This window comes from Niastella soli (assembly GCF_017742245.1).
Classification (GTDB): Bacteria; Bacteroidota; Bacteroidia; order Chitinophagales; family Chitinophagaceae; genus Niastella; species Niastella soli.
Map to the genome: position 1 here is coordinate 142,736 of NZ_JAGHKO010000001.1, position 17,865 is coordinate 160,600.

Below are 17,865 nucleotides of genomic sequence, written 5' to 3' on the forward strand. Positions count from 1 at the left end.
TGGTTAGTTTGATTATTGCCCATTGCCTATTGCCCATTGCCTATTGACTCTACCATCCCTTGATCTGCGTTAATCCCTGGTTGTTTTGTAATTCAGTAGTAGGTATGGGAATATAATACAGGGCCGGTGTAAACTGTCTGTTGGCATTATCGCAGTTTACTACTTCATAATTGTATCCTGCACCAGCGGGTGTAATGCGGTGGCCGGAAAAACGTACCCCATTTAAAAGGGTATGCGCTTTACGCCATCTTCTCAGGTCCCAGTACCGGTGCCCTTCAAATGCCAGCTCTACTTTGCGTTCATGTTCTACAGCTTCCATCATTTGCTCGGTTGTAGAGGCGTTGGTATTAGGCAGGCCGGCACGATTGCGCACTTTGTTCAACGATTGCTGGGCAGCGCTGATATTATTCAGTTTGGTCATTGCCTCGGCATGGATCAGCAGTACTTCCGCATAACGCATTTCTATCCACTGTTGAGTACTCCCATTGACAATAAAGGTGGTATTTGTTGAATCGAGCATCTTCTTCGCATAGTAACCGGTTACCGTTCTGCGGGGCTCGGTGGAAACGCCGTATTCAGCAAAGCCTTCCTGCGTGTTGGCGGCAGTGGTATTCAACGCCCGACCTTTCCACATTGCATTATTATATAAAATGGAGGCGTAGAAACGGGATTCGCGGTTGGCATAGGGATTGGCTGCCTGCGTGGAATTGCTCCAGAGAAATTTTGTTCCGTCCTTCATTTCAAATTCATCAACTAATTGTGCGGTGGGCACGCCGTATACCAAACATTGGCCGGGTGCGTCATTCGGTGGTGCAAATCCCTGGTCGTAAGTATGTTTCAGTTGAGGTGATACAAAGTCAATTTTGAACAGGGCTTCTTTTGTATTCTTATTATAAAAAGTGCTTGCAAAATTGCTTTCCAGCGCATAATACCCCTGGCTGGCCATGTCTATTACAGCCTGGGCTGCTGTTGCTGCATTCTGATAATAGGTTTGTGCATTGGCGGCCGACACGCCGGTCAGCTCATCGGCATTGAATTGCTTTTTATCATATTCCGCAATGGAAGCAGCATATAACCAGGTACGGGCTAGCATACCGAAGGCAGCGCCTTTTGTGGCACGGCCAGTCTTCGTTGTAGGCCATTGTGCGGGCAGGTTGTCAGCCGCAAACTGAAAATCAGCCGCTATGAATTTCCAGCAATCTTCCTCTGAAGAACGCTCATGGGCTTTATCGCCATATTGGTTTATATTATCGAACAGGATCACACTGCCATGCAACTTCACCAGCCAGAAATATACATACCCCCTTATAAAGCGCGCTTCGCCTTCATACTGCTTTTTAGCAGCGTCGTCAATCTTTCCATACTTATTTATACCATCAATGAATTCATTCAGGCGGCGGATGCGTGCGTAAGCGTTTTGCCAGTAATTCAATTGGGGCCCCGCCGCATTCACGCGCGAAGCATCGGTAGCCAGGATGTTAACCGTTCCATTTCCTGATACGGTGGAAGTATACTTCATTATATCGGTCAATGCATCGGTGGCATTGTCGTACCCTATGGGGAAAGTACCGAACTTAAACCGCTGGAATTCGTTGTAATTTTCTGCAATGTACAGTTCTATATTAGCAGGGTTGCTCCAGGTTGACTCTTCAGAATATCTGCTGGTCGGCATAATATCCACTTCACAACCCTCCACCAACATTACCACACCTGCTGCCAGCACCGTATTTTTTATGATTGATATTATTTTGCTCATAGCCTTCTTCAATTTTTGATTAGAGAGTGATGTTTACACCGCCAGAGATCATACGTTGTTGCGGATAGAAACCATTGTTTACGTTGGGCATTTCAGGATCGAGGTATTTCAGCTTATCCCAGGTGAACAGGTTGAAGCCTGATACATAAAACCGTACCTGTTTGATCTTTGCTGCATTCAACCATTTTACGGGAAGCGTATAACCCAATTGAGCTGATTTCAACCGAACATATGATCCATCACGGATCCAGCCAGAGTTGGCATTTGCATTATGCGCACTTAAGGTAGCTTTATAGGAGCTTAACCGTGGGAAGGCCGCATTCGGATTGTCGGGCGTCCATGAGCCTTCTACCAGGTAATAAGGTGAGTTACCAAAGTTGTAGAAAGTTTTTGTAAAGGGGGTGTTGTCATCGATACCGCTTACATTGCTGCTTCCTTCATAAGTACCGGCCAAACTTACATCACACAATGCCGCACCCTGGAGCAACGCAGAAAAGTCGAAGCCTTTGTATTTAAGATCAATATTCAACCCAAACCCAAGCTGAGGTGTATTGCTGCGGCCAATAAACGTCATATCATCGGTACGGGTTAAACGTCCATCACCATTCAGGTCTTTATACTTGAAGTAACCAGGTGCCACCACACCACCACTGGGTGAAATACCGTTCGCAGCCTCTTTCCAATCCTGGTACATGCCTTCTACCACAAAACCCATTTTCTCACCTACACTATGTCCCACTGTACGTTGCCAGGCAGGCAAACCGGCCGATTCATTTCTACGAATGATCTTGTTCTTCGCCCAGTTCAGGTTACCGGTAACACCGTATTGCAATTCACCAATATGATTATTATGACGGATCTGCAGGTCGAAACCGCGGTTGTCCACTTTTCCATAGTTTACCCGGGAAGGATAGTAGCCACCCAATGACAACGGATATAATGCGGTCACTGCATCGAGGATATCGTCTGTTCTTTTATAGAACACTTCAAAATCAACACCCAGTAATCCATTCAGGAAAACCGATTCAAAACCCCCATTCAACATGCTCGATACTTCCCAATGCAGATCGGGGTTAGGATAGGACATGGAGTACAATCCGGCTGTAGAAGTACCACCAAACACGGCTACCGGATCTGTGGTCAAACCGTAGGTTTGTATATAAGCGAAGGGTGGTACATAAGTTTCAGACCCCATTTTACCATAGGAGGCTTTCAATTTTAAAAAGCTCACGGTTTTGCTCAGGTTGTCGAAAAACCCTTCTTTACTTACCACCCAACCCAAACCAACACCAGGGAATGATTTCCAGCGGTTCTTTGGTGCAAACCTTACCGAGGCATCCCATCGGTTGGCCACTTCCACCAGATACTTATCTTTAAAAGCATAGTTCAACCGGACTACCGTACCGGCTCTTCTGTCTACAGAATCGCCCCCTGTAGGTGCAAGCCAGTCATTCTTGTCTGTACTGCCGTAACTGATAGACTGAAGATCTGTAATGGCGAAATTGCTGTTGCCGGCTGAAAAATTGTTGGACTGATAGCCCGACCACTCATACAATGCCAATGCGGTCACTGCGTGATCCCCGAATGTTTGGTTGTATGAAATGCTTGGTTGGAATGTTTTCCGGTTGTACTGGCTGTATATCTGCCGGAGCGTGGTTTTTGAGATCCCGGGGGGATTGGCAACAGGTACATAATCTCCTGTTACCTGATCGCGGTTGCGCCCCATTAATGGATAGGGTGTCAACCAGTTTTTATTTTCAGTAATGTTCCGGTCATAAGCAACCAGTAACTTTCCTTCGAGCCCTTTTACCCAGGGTACTTTTGCATTTAAGGTCATAGATCCCTGAAAAACGTTATCCTGCCTTTGTTGGTACCCTGTTTTTTCAACTGCCGCAATCGGGTTCACCCAACCGGAACCGGCATTGTGTGCAACCGGCAAACCGTTTGGCGCATACATGGGCATGTTAGGCGTCATCCGAACCGCCTGATAAAAGGGGTTCATATAAGCATCATTATCCGGGGCAATTCCCGGTGTGTTGCCCAATTGCTGGCGAACAGCCAGGTCGAGCGACATAGAAAAGATATCGTTCAATTGCCCGTCTATATTGGTGCGGGCATTGTAGCGACGGTAGTTTGTATTTTTCACCACCCCTTGCTGATCGAAATAGCTCAGGCTTGAAAAATATTTCAACCTGTCGGTTCCACCACGCAGGGTAATACTGTGTTGTTGTGAGGTGGCATTATTACCAGCCAGCATCCCCACCCAGTCGGTATTACCCAACAGGGGATTGGTATTGGTACCATTGCGAACCGCATCAATTTGTTCCTGTGTATAAACAGGCGCTACCGGATTTACACCGGTGTGCATGTTATAATCATTATCCATTTCAATTCCCTTGTTGTACCATTCCATATAGTCTGGTCCGTTCAGGAATTTAGGGAAACGGGTATTGCTGTTTGAAGTAAAGGCGCCATCATAACTGATGGCCAGCTTTTGATTTTTACCTCTTTTGGTAGTAATGAGAATAATACCATTGGCAGCCTGTAAACCATATACGGCAGTGGATACGGCATCTTTCAAAACGGTCACGCTTTCTATCTCACTAGGATCGAGATTGCTGAAGGAAGGGCGTTGCACGTTATCGATGATGATCAATGGCCCGGCGCCGCCAGCATAGCTGCTAATACCACGAACACGCAGGGCGGCGTCGTCATTACCGGGGCGGCCGCTTTGTTGCAGGGCTACCAAACCCGGGATCCGGCCGGCCAACATATTGGTCAGGTTCATGGTTGGGGCTTTCTTCAGTTCTTCACCGCTGATCTGCGCAACAGAACCTACTACACTTCCTTTCTTTTGACGCCCATATGCCACCACCAATACCTGGTCCATATCGCTGATACTGTTGGCCAGTTTTGCCACCACCTGGGTGCCGGCTTTAGCTACCAGCATTTGTTCGGCATAACCGGTACGGGAAATAATAAGGGTTGCTTTGTCGCCAGAAATGTGTAAGGTGAACTTTCCATTGGCGTCAGTAGCAGTTCCCTGGTTGGTTCCTTTTACCACAACCGAAACGCCTTCGAGCGGCGATCCATCAGTAGTGGTAACAATACCCGAAACCGTTGGTGACTGGCCGAATGAAATGAGATGGCAAAGAAGAAAGATGACACTAAAACATAGTGCGCGTACTGCTAACAAATGATGCCGCAATTGTCTCATACAGTTACTTTGGTTAAAAGTGGAGGTTACAAAATTTTTTATGGCCTACTTCAGAATGCCTGAAATAGAAATCGTTTTTTCAAAAGGATGAAGGTATTGGTCTAATAGTATGGCAATGGCCCGCCGGCTTAATTGACCTGCCGCACCGGCGTATTGTACGCCGGCGCTTTGCAGATCAGTAACAACCTGTTGCTCTGATATAACAATACCGGTCTGCTTTATAATATTTATAAAATCCGTCACCGTGCACATGGCGCCGGACGCAGCCCAGTAAGTTTTCAATGTTGGATAATACAACCGCAGTCCCTGCACCAGCTCATAGGCCGGCATGGGTTGTTCGGGATAGAACCAGGTTTGATTGGCCCACATATACGGCACACCGGTCCCTTTCAAAATTCCTGTGGCGCCAATTTTTTGTAGGATGGTAAAATGGTTATCAGTAACCGGTACATCTATAAATGGCATGATGTACCCATTGGCTTTTAGTAATTGTTCCTGTACCGCGCGTACTGATAATTGCGCAGGTTGTATTTTTTGCTGCACACACAGCGCGGCCATACATCCTGCGGCCTGTCCCAGCTGCATTACCACGGGTTGTAACCGTGTGGCCCCATTTACGATATTGCTTACGCTGATGCTTTTCTCCGCCACTATCAATCCATCTACCCCCTGCGGTATAAGGCTCCCCATAGGCACGTTGTACGATGGCACTTTGATCTTTACAAAATCTATAGTAGGCGCCGATGTATTTTTAAGATGATGATGGTCTATGGTGTAATCGCCCACTGCAATGCCTGTACGGTACAGGGGCAGCGCTGTTTCATAAGGCGTAGCCACATGGGGCAGGGTGAATGTGACCAGGCCTTTTACCCGGCGCGATTCCCGGTGATATGGGATCATGGGCAGTTTGTCGGCCGTGGTAAATTCATCATCGGCCAGTCCCAGGTTTTTATAACCCAATACCGTTTGCAGATAATATACAAAACGCAGGGTATGCAGTTTGGCTTCTTTAAGGGCCTGCTCTCTTTCTGCCGGTGTTCTCTCAATAAGATTGAGGTAAAGATCATTGCCGCATTTTGGCCAGTTGATCATGTATTTGTTGTGCGGCAGCCGGCCATACTGCATCATGCGAAAACAGTTGTTCTTTGGGCTATCGAATGAAGCGGGATCGCTTACATCACAGCTGCACCCGAAAACATGGGCATCGTAACCGGCTGGTTTGGGAATAGTTTTATCGGCCTGCGGTCCATAATCCTTTAATACGGCTACGTATGTCAGGTCCTGGATAATATTATTAGCCTGCTCCGGCGCTTGCTCTTCTCCAGTATCATGCCTGCTATCCATGCCAATGCGATAACCGGCCCCCGCTGCTGCTGCCACATCGCCCAGTTCGGTAGCATCGATCAATATGCTGGCGATAATAGTGCGTTGTTTCTTTCCCTGGAGAATGGTAACGGTCCATTGTTGCTGGTCCCGTTTTACCGAAAGCCATTTTGTATTGAACCATACCTGTAATGACTTTTCAGCGGCAGTCATTTTTTGCAGCAACTCATTGCCGGTATGTGGTTCAAACAACGTATTGCTCACCCAACCGGTTTCTACTGAATCGGCGCCGCCATAATAGTCATACAACTGTTTTCTGAATTCACCCCATAAACCTGCGGGCAGGCGATGATTGCCGTCGATGGCCGACACCCCGGCAGCCGTTAACATCCCACCCAGCCAGTTGGTTTCCTCTACGATCAAAGTATTTACACCCATCCGGGCAGACTGGATGCCAGCCATAGTGCCACTGGCCCCGCCGCCGATGATCAGTACGTCTGTTTTGTAAACAGATTGTTGTGCTGTCACCAACAGGCCGTTAAGCAGTAATATCAGCAGTTGTATGTGTTTCATTGCAGCGTTCATTCTGGTTTTCGTGAATGGGTCAATGGTTAATGATGCTGCAAGTCCTATGCAGCAAGCAATCGTGTATCGTGAATCGGTCTCGGCTTAGCCGAGAGCAATCGGCAGATCGGTCCTTCGCTTCGCTCAGGCCCGAGTCGGGAAACGGGAAACCGTAAACGTGAAAGTCCTTATTGCAGAATTCCGATTATTATCGGCAATCGGCAATCTCCGACTAATAGCTAGACTCACTTCAACTCGTCACGCTTCTTTCAACTTATCAACTTCCTACCTCCTACTTCCTACTTCTTACTTCCTATATCAACTCCTTCCAATACCTTCCACACCTGGTACAACGCTCTGGGGATATGAAAACAACCCTTCCACTTGCCGCCCTTCTGATTCAACAATACTTCGCCCTGGCGGTTGAGGTAACCAAACCATTCGCCATATTGCTCATCCCGAAAATGCGCCCAGGTATAATCATGTACTTTTTTAAACCACTTCCAGCATCTTTCATCGCCGGTCAATGCATATCCTTTGGCAAGGGCTACCAGCGCTTCGGCATGTACCCACCAGAGTTTTTGGTCCCACTCCAGTTGTTGCGGAGGCATACCCAGTACATCCATAAAATACAGGATGCCGCCATATTTTTTATCCCAGCCATAATCAAGCGTGTGCAGCATGATGTCGCAGGCTTTTCTTATCAACAGCTGATCGTTCATGCGTTTGCCCAGGTCCATAATAAACCACATGGCTTCAATGGTGTGTCCGGGGTTAATGAGGCGACCTTCAAAACTGTTACTGAATTTTCCGTCGGGATGTACGTTCTCCAGGATCAAACCATGTTCAGGTTTATAAAACACATCCATCACTTCCCTGATAACGATGGGCGCCAGCTCATTCACCCGTTCGGTACCAATAATATGTTCCAGCTCTAATGACAAATTGCAAAGGATCATAGGTAAACTAAAGCTCTTAAGGGTACGGGTACCGGGATAAGCTTTGTTGTAGATCCCTTTCCAGTTATGCTGGCGGCGAATTATATTTTCAAACGTTGTGACTGCTATTTCTTTATATCTATCGGAAGGTGTTGCTTTATCGAGCGAGGCAAAGGCCATGGCCGCAAAGCAATCGCTGAAGATGTTATACGGTTGAACGAGGGGTTTGCCCTCTGCTGTTGAGGAAAAGTACCAGTTGCCTTCGGCATCACGGCCATGCTTTTCCATAAACCGGGCGCCATGGAGGGCCATGTTCAGCCAGGTCTCATTTTTTTCTACATTATTATACATGTAGCTGAAACACCAGACCTCACGTCCCTGTAACCACATGAATTTATCAGTATCGTAAACTTTTCCATCACGGCCAAGGCAGGTAAAATAGCCGCCATGTTGTTCGTCCTTACTGTATTTGAGCCAGAATGGCAGCACACTATCAAGCAGTTCGTGGCGATAAAGGGCAGCATAGGAAGCCGGGGTACCTTCGCTGTTGGTCATAGTCTCCACTGCAAAGCCTACATTCCTTTCGTCAGCAGTCATAGTTTCGGTGTTATTTTAATTTATTTTATCTTTGCCGAGTAAATTTATAATTAAATTTATTAAATAGAATATAGTTACTAAAATATTTTATTTAAAGGAAGGGTATAAGTACATTTTCTACTTAAGAATCATCCATTTACCTTAGACTATTAAAAAAGAATTAAAAACTCACCTTCTCCATGACTGGCCAGCAAAGCATATTTGAACTGTTTTCAGATGAGACTACCTCGGGTGTGGCTTATAAGAACAAATCCCTGAAGCGTACGATCATCAATCACCTGGATGCCATCGGCAATACAACCATTACCGATCTGGCGCAGGCTTTGAATATCAGTGTGCCCAAGATCACCAGCCTGATCAATGAACTGATCACAGATGGCCTGGTAAAGGATTACGGGAAGGTGGATTCAAAAGGTGGCCGAAGGGCCAGTATGTATGGACTGGTGGCGGAATCGGGCTTTTTTATTGGGGTGGATGTAAAGCATTACTGTGTGAACCTGGGTCTGCTCGATTTCAAAAAGAACCTCGTGACATCGGAAATGCATGTGCCGTACGTATTGGCAAATACCCGGGAATCGTTTGACCAGCTTATCAAGATCATTCAGCATTTTATCAGCACCCTGCCGGTGCAAAGCCGTAATATCCTGGCCATGTGCGTAAACCTGTCGGGCCGTATCAACAGTGAAAGCGGGTACAGTTACAGTTTTTTCCATTTTCATGAAGAGCCGTTGAGCGCCACCATTGAGCAGGCTATTGGCATTCGCACGTTCCTGGAGAACGATTCGCGGGCCATGGCGTATGGCGAATTTCACAATGGCATTGTTAAAGAAGAAAAGAATGTGCTGTTTGTAAACCTGGATTATGGCATTGGTTTGGGTATTATGATCGATGGAAAGATCTACCGGGGCAAATCTGGCTTTGGCGGTGAGTTCGGACACATTCCCCTGTTCGCGAATGAGATCATTTGCCATTGTGGGAAAAAGGGTTGTCTGGAAACGGAAGCCAGCGGCCAGGCCCTCATCAGACAGTTTAAAGAAAAGATAGAACAGGGCTCCTCCTCTTCCCTGTTACAGCATAACAAACTCCCCGAAGACATCCGTCTGGCAGACATCATACAAGCCACTAAAAACGAGGATGTACTAAGCATTGAACTGATTGCCGGCATCGGTGAAAAGATCGGCCGGGGCATCTCGGTGATCATCAATATTTTCAATCCGGAGCTGGTGATCCTGGGTGGCACCCTTGCCGAAACCGGTGATTACATTCGCCTGCCCATTAGAAGTGCCCTGAATAAATACTCCCTTAGCCTGGTAAACAATGATACCCAGCTACATATGTCAAAACTCCACGAACTGGCCGGGGTTATTGGCGGTTGTTTAATAGCCAGGGACAAGTTGTTAGCGATAGGCAACTAGATGCTGGTGAAAGCCATTGACCACAGCCCAGCTGGCTATAATTAGCAGGCTCCCCGAAAGGAAAATTATCCCTGCAACATAGTATTGCACTCCTTTCTTCGCTGTACCGGATTCCTCATTTATTCAGGTGAGATTCAGGTGAGATCCCTGCCAGATTTACTGATATTCCGTACATATCCCGTACATATCCCGTATATGACCTGTATATATCCCGTTCCTATATAGATACGGGACATGTACAGAACAACCATTAATCATCCGCAAGTATAACCCAGAACTACCAGGAATCTCACAGGGACCTCAAATCAATACCAAGTGAATCTCTCAGCCATGTTGATACTCCTTGTGATATACCAAAGACAACCCCAGCAATTTGATTAAGTCCTTTTTAATACTAAAAATCCTCTTTCAGCCGCGGCATTTATAAATATTATAATTATGTTTGTCTTAATTAATAATATTTTTTATTTACTTCATCCTCTTTTATCCCAAATATTATGAAACTGCTGCCAAAAAATTGCTTTTCCATATCTACTATGGCCATTGGCGCTGCTCTGTTTGCCCAAACCGCTGTTCATGCCCAAGGCCCCGCCATCGATTCGGGGATAAACCATAAACTGCTGGCCGCCGCCCAGGGTTCAATAGTAGAGCTTCCCGGGCTGTTAACGGAAAAGCTTCCCATGAATGCATATCAGAAAATTGTGCAACCCGGTCCGCAGTATTTGATCTCTGACGATCCCGAATATATTCGGGTACCTGAAGGTGTTGCTTTTCGCGAGGCTGTGGAACCTGGTACTGTACGGTTGTATGTTTACAATGTAAATGGCGTGAAAGAGCCGGAAAAGATCACTACCAAAATAATAGCCGTAATAAAGAATACCGGGAAAACCCCTATGCATTTGCGGATGCTGAAGTTCTCTTCGCAAAAGCCTACCACCAGTTATTTTTATGCCGGTAAGCAGGGACTGGCCGATTTCTTTGCTTCTACTCCCCAAACCACCATACGTACTATTCAACCGGGCGGTGTGCTGGCCATTGATCCGGCGCATGAAAAAAACATTGTCAAATACGATGAGCTGGTGCATGGCTTTTATGAGTTTGTAATTGATCAACCTGGTGAAGTAAGTGTGCTGCAAACCAACACCACCTCTTCTACAGCGGCCTCTTTTGCACGCATTACGAATGTACTGCCTTCAAAAAGCCAGAGTGGCGCCGGCCGGGGAATTTTTGGGGTAAGCAATTACCGGTTGTTAACACAGAACACTATTGATACTAAAGACGGCATTTCACAGATCATTGTTGCCGATGGTAAACAGGATGGCTGGGTGCTGGGTAAAGAAAGCAGCAGTGGCCGTATTGCCACGCTGGCCGGGAACTATGGGGTGCTATACAACATGGAAATAAAATGGAAGAGCACTGATGGCCGGGGTTTGGCCCTGGTTACCTGGAACGCCCGCAGCGATAATAACCAATGGTGCGGTGCAATGGCCAATACGATGGTGGTAAGTAAGGGCAAATTCAAAGAAGGCATCATTCAACTACCTGCCGATAAACTGGTTACCAGAAAAGCGCCGGAGGCAGTACTGGTACAGGTATTTCCTCCTGCGGCTAACGGCGAAGAGCAGGTGATTAAACTTACCTATTCGCCACCTGGCGCCTCCTGTTTGCCTACTCCGCTGGTATTTATACCGGTAACGATGGAATAGAGTTGATCAGTTGACCAGTTGCATGACACAAGCGGACGCTTGCGCCATTAGGGGAAATAAAAGATAAAGGCATCTCATGATCGAGATGCCTTTATTATTATGTTGAAAGAGTTGACCAGTTAAGATTTAGTCTCTTCTTCGTGATATTCCATCTCAGTATTGATAGACCAGATATTCGATTTATCAGCAATGCCGGCAACAATGTTGTCTACTGCCGTCATAGCGGTCAGCATGGAGTGGTCAGAATTGTTGTATTTGTGCATTCCATTGCGGCCAATAAGATAAAGGTTTTGAAGACCGTCAACAAAGTTTCGGATAACATCAAAACGATCGTAGGTCCCAAAATAAGCAGGATAGGTTTTCTCCATCCGAAGAACGGTGGAATCCAACAGGTCTTCCTTTCGGGCCAGCCCGATCTGTTCCAGTTCGGTTATGGCAATTTCCTTAATGACCTCTTCGGACTGATTCCAAAATTCGTCAGTAGTATTGCAAAAGTATTCCATACCGATCCAGCTTGTTGTGGGGTCTTTTACCAGGAAAGGACTCCAATTGTTAAACAGCTGTAACCGGCCCACTTTTACATCTTTCTCCTGTACGTAGATCCAGGTATCGTCCAGGCTAAGTTTTTTGAAGCCGCCAGTCGCTTTATCCGGCACAGAGAATTGCTTTAGCAATAAGCCCACTGTAATAAAATCCCGGTATAGCAAGCCAGCCGCTACTTCCTTTACTTCTTCAGGCACGCCACCTAACATCCCGCCTATAAGTTCATTTATAGGCATGGTAGAGAAAAAGTAGTCACCTTCCCAGGACTTAGACGCCCCTGTTTCAGTATCAACAGACCGAATAGCGGAAACGCCGTCCTTACGGTTGTCTATGCTTGTTATCTTTTGATTGAAGACGATCTCACCACCCAGACTTTCGATCTGCCGGGCCACTTCTTCCCAAAGTTGTCCGGGTCCAAATTTTGGATACAGAAATCGTTCGATCTGGCTGGTCTCTACATTTTTCTGCGCAATATCCTGGTCATCTTTTTTCTTACTCTTTAGTGCATGCGCAATTGCTTTAGTAATGGAAACACCCTTGATCCGTTGGGCGCCCCATTCAGCAGATATTTCGCTACAACTAACGCCCCAAACCTTTTCGGTATAATCTTTAAAAAAGGTTTTATATAAGGTTTTGCCAAATCTATTGATCATAAAGTCTTCCAGCGTCTTTTCTTCGCGACGCGGAAATAACCTGGCAAATGTGTAGGAGAAGCCAATTTTTATAGTTCGAAGAAGGCCTAGCTTGCGAAGGGTACTGGCCGACAGATTAAGTGGATAATTAAAGAACTGACGCAGGAAATAAATACGTGACAGGCGACGGCGCAACAACATGATCCTGTCCTTATCAACAGGCGCTGAACCGGTAGTTGCCGCGGTATTTAATTTGCGCGATTGGTTCTGATAGTTAATGTTTACTTCACCCTCGGAATTGGCTTCCCATGGCATAAAACGATACCACCATTCCATCACCCTGTCCGATTTGGAAAAGAACCGATGGCCACCAATATCGATGCGGTTCCCTTTGTAGTTCACGGTCTTGGAGATACCTCCAATGTCCCCGGTTTTTTCCAGGATGATCGGCTTTATATTTGTCCGTGTAAGTAATTCATAGGCAGCTGTTAAGCCAGCTGGCCCAGCCCCAATAATGATCGCTTTCTTGTCGTTATTAACAGTGTCTTGTTTCATGCAGTACGGTCGCGAAAGTAGTATAATTTTTCCATGGGTTTATGTTTTCTTCTTTACATTTGAGCATGCTACATATACCCTCCCGAACACCCAAAGTGTTTTTCCTGATTTTAGCTATATTTCTCTCAATTTCCTGGTTGGTATTGCTTATTATAAATCCGGTCATCATTGCTCCCGATTCCTATGGTTATATGGAAACGGCAAAACATCTGAGTGATCCTTCTTCCAGCCGTCCTATTTTATTTCCGCTTTTGATACTAATAACGAACACATTACACCTGAAATTAAGCATCGTTTGTTACTTTATCCAAATGGCGAGCCTGGTCTGTTTCTTTTGGTTTTGTGGCCCACGTAAAAACCTGTTGTCATTGGCAAATCTTGGCATCCTGATCGTGTTCCTTCTTATGCCCGCTACCTGGAGTTATTTTGGCATCTGTTTAACGGAATCCATCATTTTTGCGGTAGAGATCTGGATTGTCATTTTCTTATCCTTACTCTTTTTTCCCGCACGTCAAAATTCACTGGTATCGATGGTGCTGTATTCACTGGCGATCGCCCTGCTTGCCATTACGTTAAAGCCCTGGATCATGATCTACGTCGTTGGCTGTAGTGTGTTGTTCACCGTAATAACATTGTTTATTAAAGCATTCCGCGCTGTCAGGAAACCGGCCCTCGTTCTGTTTATTGTAACTATTGGCGCTTTTGCGTTTAGCTACCGCTACAATATAGACCACAGTTCCTCTTCAGCCAATATCGTGTATCTCCTCGCAAACTCTGATAGAGTGGATGATCTTAAAGCAAGATTGCATGAGGCAAAAGATACTACAACCGAAGAAGCCCGTTTCATCAGCCTGGTCATTGACGACATTCAGGTGCTTCAGACCAAATACAACGCCGATCCGCTTACAGCGCCAATGGAAGATCAAAAGGTGCTGAAAGTGAACGACAAAGCCTATGCAGACACAATAAACAAAGCCTTTAAGATAGCTTACTTCCAACGTTCAAAAGACGTGATCAATCTGATGAATTTGTCTGTTTCAAGATATATAAATGACACGCAATTAGGGCTTACCTGTCTAGACATTTGTTATGGTCCAGCTTTTAAAATACTGAGAAAGAACGGCGTTTATTTTGCCCTTGCCTTTTTCGGATTGACCCTTATTGTTTGGGTGATCGGGAAGCGCAGGAAAGGTACTCCCCTATTCAAAAGGCCAGTTTCCATCGCGGGTAAACAGTTGCTTATTTTTGTTGTGATACTCCTTTTCACCTCTTTCTTTTTTGCACTATTCCTTAGTATTTCCGGGGGGATAGAATTAAGACGTACTGTTTTACCAGCCGTGCTTTTCCAATTGGCAGCCATAAGCTATCTTATCATTAACAGACATAAACTAATGGCGGCTAAAGAGGACAATAAACCGAACAACGCCTAATAAGGATCTCACCGAAATAATATATTGAACCCCAAAGCCCACAGAAATATGGCTTTGGGGTTTTCTCTTTTAGCGCTAATCGTTATCTACTTTTTCTGCAAAGGGATTAAATTCAAACATGTTATCTAAAAAGAGGGTACCCGTTTTGCCAGTTAATACAAATGCGCGGTCTTTTACGGTGAAGGCAACAGCCCCTTCGCGGATCTTTGCTTCAAAGCCGGTATACTCTTTCCAGGTATCTGCCTCGCCATCATACCCCCAGGTACTGGCCACATAGGGACCGCCATTTTCACCTGTAGCAATAAAAGCATATTTCCCCAGCGTAAACGCTACACCGTTTTGTCTGATAACAGAAGTATAATGATCATCGTACGGATCATTGCTGTAATTAAATAAAGGACGTTTGGTACTCCATGCGTTTTGTTCCGGATCATACTGATATAATTCTTTTTGAATTTCAGAGTTATTGCTACCAGTAACTATATAGCCTTTGTTGTTCAGTACAAATGCCACCGCAGAGCGGGTCTTGTGCGGGAAGCTGGCTTTTTCTTTCCACTGATAACCAGCAGGAGCCGTGGGATCAAATTCCCAGCAATCATTAAATGCCTTGTTGCCATCGAATCCGCCACAAACATATCCTTTGCCACCCACGGCAAATGCCGCAGCATCGGACCGTGCATCACCAGGCAGTGAATCCTTTTGTGTCCAGGTTTGCGCTACAGGATCATATTCCCAAAAATCTTTCAGGAAAACATCACTTTGATAGCCGGTGCCGATATAGCCTTTTCCATTGATAGCAAAGGCTATTGCGCTATAGCGGGCAGCGGCCGGAAGTGGCGTTTTTTTCGTCCAGTTTCCATTGCTAACATCATAGGCATACATGTCGTTATATGGGCCACGGTCTGACGTACCCGTTAAGATATAAGCCACATCATTAATAACAAATGCAACGGCTTCGCATCTTGAATCGCCTTTAAAATCGGCAGCGGTGCTCCAGTTGCCACTAATATCTTCGGAATCTGAACCGGGTTTATGGCAAGCACCTATCATGCAGGACATACCTATGATCACCAAGAGAACCTGTTGCGTGTAGCGGTTTTGCATACTAATTAAGTTTACTTAAAACTATTCCGTTGTATTACTAATGGCTTCTTAAAATCGATGAGTTGGGTTCGTATATGGATCGATGTGGCGGTTAAATCTTCGAGTGGGGGTTTGTCATGGAAAGTTGGGGAGGTTGAGCAGTTGACGAGGGGGAATACAGGAGGCAGGAAGTACGAGATAAGAGGTAAGATATTGGAAGTTGACGAGTTAACAGATTGAGCCAACATTATTGCCATTGCCTATATAAACCCACCCCTACCTCCCGCAAAGCGGGACAGGCTCTCCCAGGAGGGGACTCCTTAAAACACGCATTAACTAAATACCATTGCCCATTGCCTATTCCCCATTGCCTAGTCCTCGCCCCCGAAGCCTTTGCGAAAGAGGGCTCAAAATCAATCATTAATAACAATATAATAAGCAACTGGGAACTAAAAGTTAACTTTAGATATAGACAGGAATTTTCAGAAAGATCAATCAAACAGTAGAGGTATGTCAAAAGTATTATCCTTACAAATAGCCGATGGCATTGATATTAAAGAATTTAAAACGGTGTTCAAAGCCGACTTGTTACATGGGGATTCCGACGAATTGTTTTACCAGGTGAAATCGCATGCACAGAAGTTTGCGTATATCTTCAAATATGGTATTGTGAGTTTTTTGGGTTACAACGAGGTGGAGATCATGGCGTTCATCCAGGCAATTACCCCTTATTGTAAAAACCCGTTCGAACAGCACATTAGTGATGAATTTGACATTGAAGTAAATGCCGGTCGTAATAAGTTCGGTTATAATAAAATTGAAATTGAGGGGGATAATACCGATAGTCTTCGATTGATCATGTTAAACGTGTCACAGTCGGTGGCACTGGACCATTTTAGCCAGCAAACCAACCTGCTGCTGGAGGAAACAACCAATCATACCCAGCAATTGGAAAAGAAAGGACGTTTGGATCTGTCGGGCAGCAGTCTGAAAAAATATATTGGCCGTACGCTGAACCTGAAGAACCGCATTGAGGCTAACCTATACATCTTTGATTCACCGGAAGAGACCTGGGATGATGAAGGTCTGAACCGGCTCGACATTGGTCTGAAAAGAACATTCGACCTGCAGGCCCGGTTCAGAACTATTCGCGAGGGTTTGGAAATCGTAAAGGAAAACCTCGATTTATTTAAAGATTTACTTCAATACAGGAACAGCATTGTGCTGGAATGGATCATTATCATCCTCATCCTGGTTGAAGTGATCAATCTATTTATTGAGAAGTTGATGAAGTAAAGTTGCCGGTTTGCCAGGAGAAAAACTGCCTTCCAGGCGCTTTCGAGCCCAACCGGAAACCGGTAACTGGCGACCAACCTACCTCCTCTTTCTAAGCCATCACTTTTTTTCCATTCACTTTGGCAGCTTTACCATTTACTTTGGCACCGTTAACTTTGGCGCCATTGGTCTTTTTACCATTGACCTTCTTGCCATTAACTTTCTTGCCATTTGTTTTGGCTTTATTCACTTTGGCGCCATTTGCCAGGGCCTTCTTTTTCTCTTTCTCGTCGATCCGGATGTTATGGCGGATCACCTGCCAGTATTCGGGACCATATCCAACCAGGATTTCACCGCCGGCAGGAATATCTTTTGATGCTTCGATAAACACGCGTACACCTTCTTCGGCATACTCAGCATTATTATTAATATCTTTTACCCGCTCTAATCCCCGGGCATCATTGGCATACCGGGCAAGGGCTTTTTTATCGTTCAAAGCATCGATTACGAAATTGCGTTTTACATAGTAGATATAAGGGCTTTCGTCTTCATCGGCCTGAACTTCTTTCCAGGTCCTTGTTCTGCCTTTGTATTCTATAATACGGGTTCCCTTTGGAATGAATTTTTTGGTAAATAATCCTTTTCCAGCGTTAGGTAAGGTTGATGTTTTAACGTACAACTGTTTCTCCAGAAATGCCATTCAATAAATAAATAAGTAGTTTAAAAGATGCTTTTACTATATATCAAAACCAACAGGCCATTAACCGTACTATTCATTAGTTTATTGTGCGCAGATACGATAATATTCCGTTTGCCAATAACCGAAATTGC

11 protein-coding genes are annotated in these 17,865 nt (G+C 45.4%); 4 read left to right on the top strand and 7 right to left on the bottom strand.

The window, feature by feature from the left end; translation table 11 throughout:
• Window positions 1-49: 49 nt before the first annotated feature.
• From J7I42_RS00560 to J7I42_RS00575, 4 genes are all read right to left on the bottom strand, one after another.
• Entirely contained in the window at window positions 50-1,756 is a 1,707-nt protein-coding gene (locus J7I42_RS00560) for a RagB/SusD family nutrient uptake outer membrane protein (protein WP_209136815.1), read from the bottom strand.
• Between the two features lie 19 nt (window positions 1,757-1,775).
• Window positions 1,776-4,973, bottom strand: a complete 3,198-nt coding sequence (locus tag J7I42_RS00565) for a SusC/RagA family TonB-linked outer membrane protein (RefSeq protein ID WP_209136816.1) — start codon at window positions 4,971-4,973, stop codon at window positions 1,776-1,778.
• A 45-nt stretch (window positions 4,974-5,018) separates the two neighbouring features.
• Window positions 5,019-6,869: an FAD-dependent oxidoreductase gene (locus J7I42_RS00570; RefSeq protein ID WP_209136817.1), complete on the bottom strand. Its 1,851-nt coding sequence runs from the start codon at window positions 6,867-6,869 to the stop codon at window positions 5,019-5,021.
• Window positions 6,870-7,159: 290 nt separating this feature from the next.
• Window positions 7,160-8,395, bottom strand: coding sequence for an AGE family epimerase/isomerase (locus J7I42_RS00575; protein ID WP_209136818.1), 1,236 nt, complete (start codon window positions 8,393-8,395; stop codon window positions 7,160-7,162).
• Window positions 8,396-8,574: 179 nt separating this feature from the next.
• On the opposite strand from J7I42_RS00575, the gene J7I42_RS00580 reads away from it, so the two are divergent.
• Window positions 8,575-9,810: an ROK family transcriptional regulator gene (locus J7I42_RS00580; protein ID WP_209136819.1), complete on the top strand. Its 1,236-nt coding sequence runs from the start codon at window positions 8,575-8,577 to the stop codon at window positions 9,808-9,810.
• Between the two features lie 497 nt (window positions 9,811-10,307).
• Window positions 10,308-11,516, top strand: a complete 1,209-nt coding sequence (locus J7I42_RS00585; RefSeq protein ID WP_209136820.1) for a hypothetical protein — start codon at window positions 10,308-10,310, stop codon at window positions 11,514-11,516.
• A 119-nt stretch (window positions 11,517-11,635) separates the two neighbouring features.
• Here J7I42_RS00585 and J7I42_RS00590 read toward each other — a convergent pair whose 3' ends face one another.
• A complete protein-coding gene (locus J7I42_RS00590) occupies window positions 11,636-13,246 on the bottom strand; it encodes an NAD(P)/FAD-dependent oxidoreductase (RefSeq protein WP_209136821.1) in 1,611 nt (536 codons plus the stop codon).
• A 65-nt stretch (window positions 13,247-13,311) separates the two neighbouring features.
• On the opposite strand from J7I42_RS00590, the gene J7I42_RS00595 reads away from it, so the two are divergent.
• Window positions 13,312-14,676 (top strand): hypothetical protein, encoded by a 1,365-nt coding sequence (locus J7I42_RS00595; protein WP_209136822.1) that lies wholly within the window; start codon window positions 13,312-13,314, stop codon window positions 14,674-14,676.
• 75 nt (window positions 14,677-14,751) lie between these two features.
• Here the strand turns inward: J7I42_RS00595 and J7I42_RS00600 are convergent, their stop codons facing one another.
• Complete coding sequence (locus J7I42_RS00600; RefSeq protein ID WP_209136823.1) at window positions 14,752-15,780, bottom strand: Kelch repeat-containing protein; 1,029 nt, start codon at window positions 15,778-15,780, stop codon at window positions 14,752-14,754.
• 489 nt (window positions 15,781-16,269) lie between these two features.
• On the opposite strand from J7I42_RS00600, the gene J7I42_RS00605 reads away from it, so the two are divergent.
• On the top strand, window positions 16,270-17,055 hold the full coding sequence (locus tag J7I42_RS00605; RefSeq protein ID WP_209136824.1) for an RMD1 family protein: 786 nt from the start codon (window positions 16,270-16,272) through the stop codon (window positions 17,053-17,055).
• 91 nt (window positions 17,056-17,146) lie between these two features.
• Here the strand turns inward: J7I42_RS00605 and J7I42_RS00610 are convergent, their stop codons facing one another.
• Window positions 17,147-17,734, bottom strand: coding sequence for an SET domain-containing protein (locus tag J7I42_RS00610; RefSeq protein WP_209136825.1), 588 nt, complete (start codon window positions 17,732-17,734; stop codon window positions 17,147-17,149).
• Between the last annotated feature and the right edge of the window lie 131 nt (window positions 17,735-17,865).

Excerpts from the sequence above, each read along its gene's own strand:
- J7I42_RS00560 (WP_209136815.1), bottom strand. The coding sequence starts at position 1,756 with ATGAGCAAAATAATATCAATCATAAAAAATACGGTGCTGGCAGCAGGT.
- J7I42_RS00565 (WP_209136816.1), bottom strand. The coding sequence starts at position 4,973 with ATGAGACAATTGCGGCATCATTTGTTAGCAGTACGCGCACTATGTTTT.
- J7I42_RS00570 (WP_209136817.1), bottom strand. The coding sequence starts at position 6,869 with ATGAAACACATACAACTGCTGATATTACTGCTTAACGGCCTGTTGGTG.
- J7I42_RS00575 (WP_209136818.1), bottom strand. The coding sequence starts at position 8,395 with ATGACTGCTGACGAAAGGAATGTAGGCTTTGCAGTGGAGACTATGACC.
- J7I42_RS00580 (WP_209136819.1), top strand. The coding sequence starts at position 8,575 with ATGACTGGCCAGCAAAGCATATTTGAACTGTTTTCAGATGAGACTACC.
- J7I42_RS00585 (WP_209136820.1), top strand. The coding sequence starts at position 10,308 with ATGAAACTGCTGCCAAAAAATTGCTTTTCCATATCTACTATGGCCATT.
- J7I42_RS00590 (WP_209136821.1), bottom strand. The coding sequence starts at position 13,246 with ATGAAACAAGACACTGTTAATAACGACAAGAAAGCGATCATTATTGGG.
- J7I42_RS00595 (WP_209136822.1), top strand. The coding sequence starts at position 13,312 with ATGCTACATATACCCTCCCGAACACCCAAAGTGTTTTTCCTGATTTTA.
- J7I42_RS00600 (WP_209136823.1), bottom strand. The coding sequence starts at position 15,780 with ATGCAAAACCGCTACACGCAACAGGTTCTCTTGGTGATCATAGGTATG.
- J7I42_RS00605 (WP_209136824.1), top strand. The coding sequence starts at position 16,270 with ATGTCAAAAGTATTATCCTTACAAATAGCCGATGGCATTGATATTAAA.
- J7I42_RS00610 (WP_209136825.1), bottom strand. The coding sequence starts at position 17,734 with ATGGCATTTCTGGAGAAACAGTTGTACGTTAAAACATCAACCTTACCT.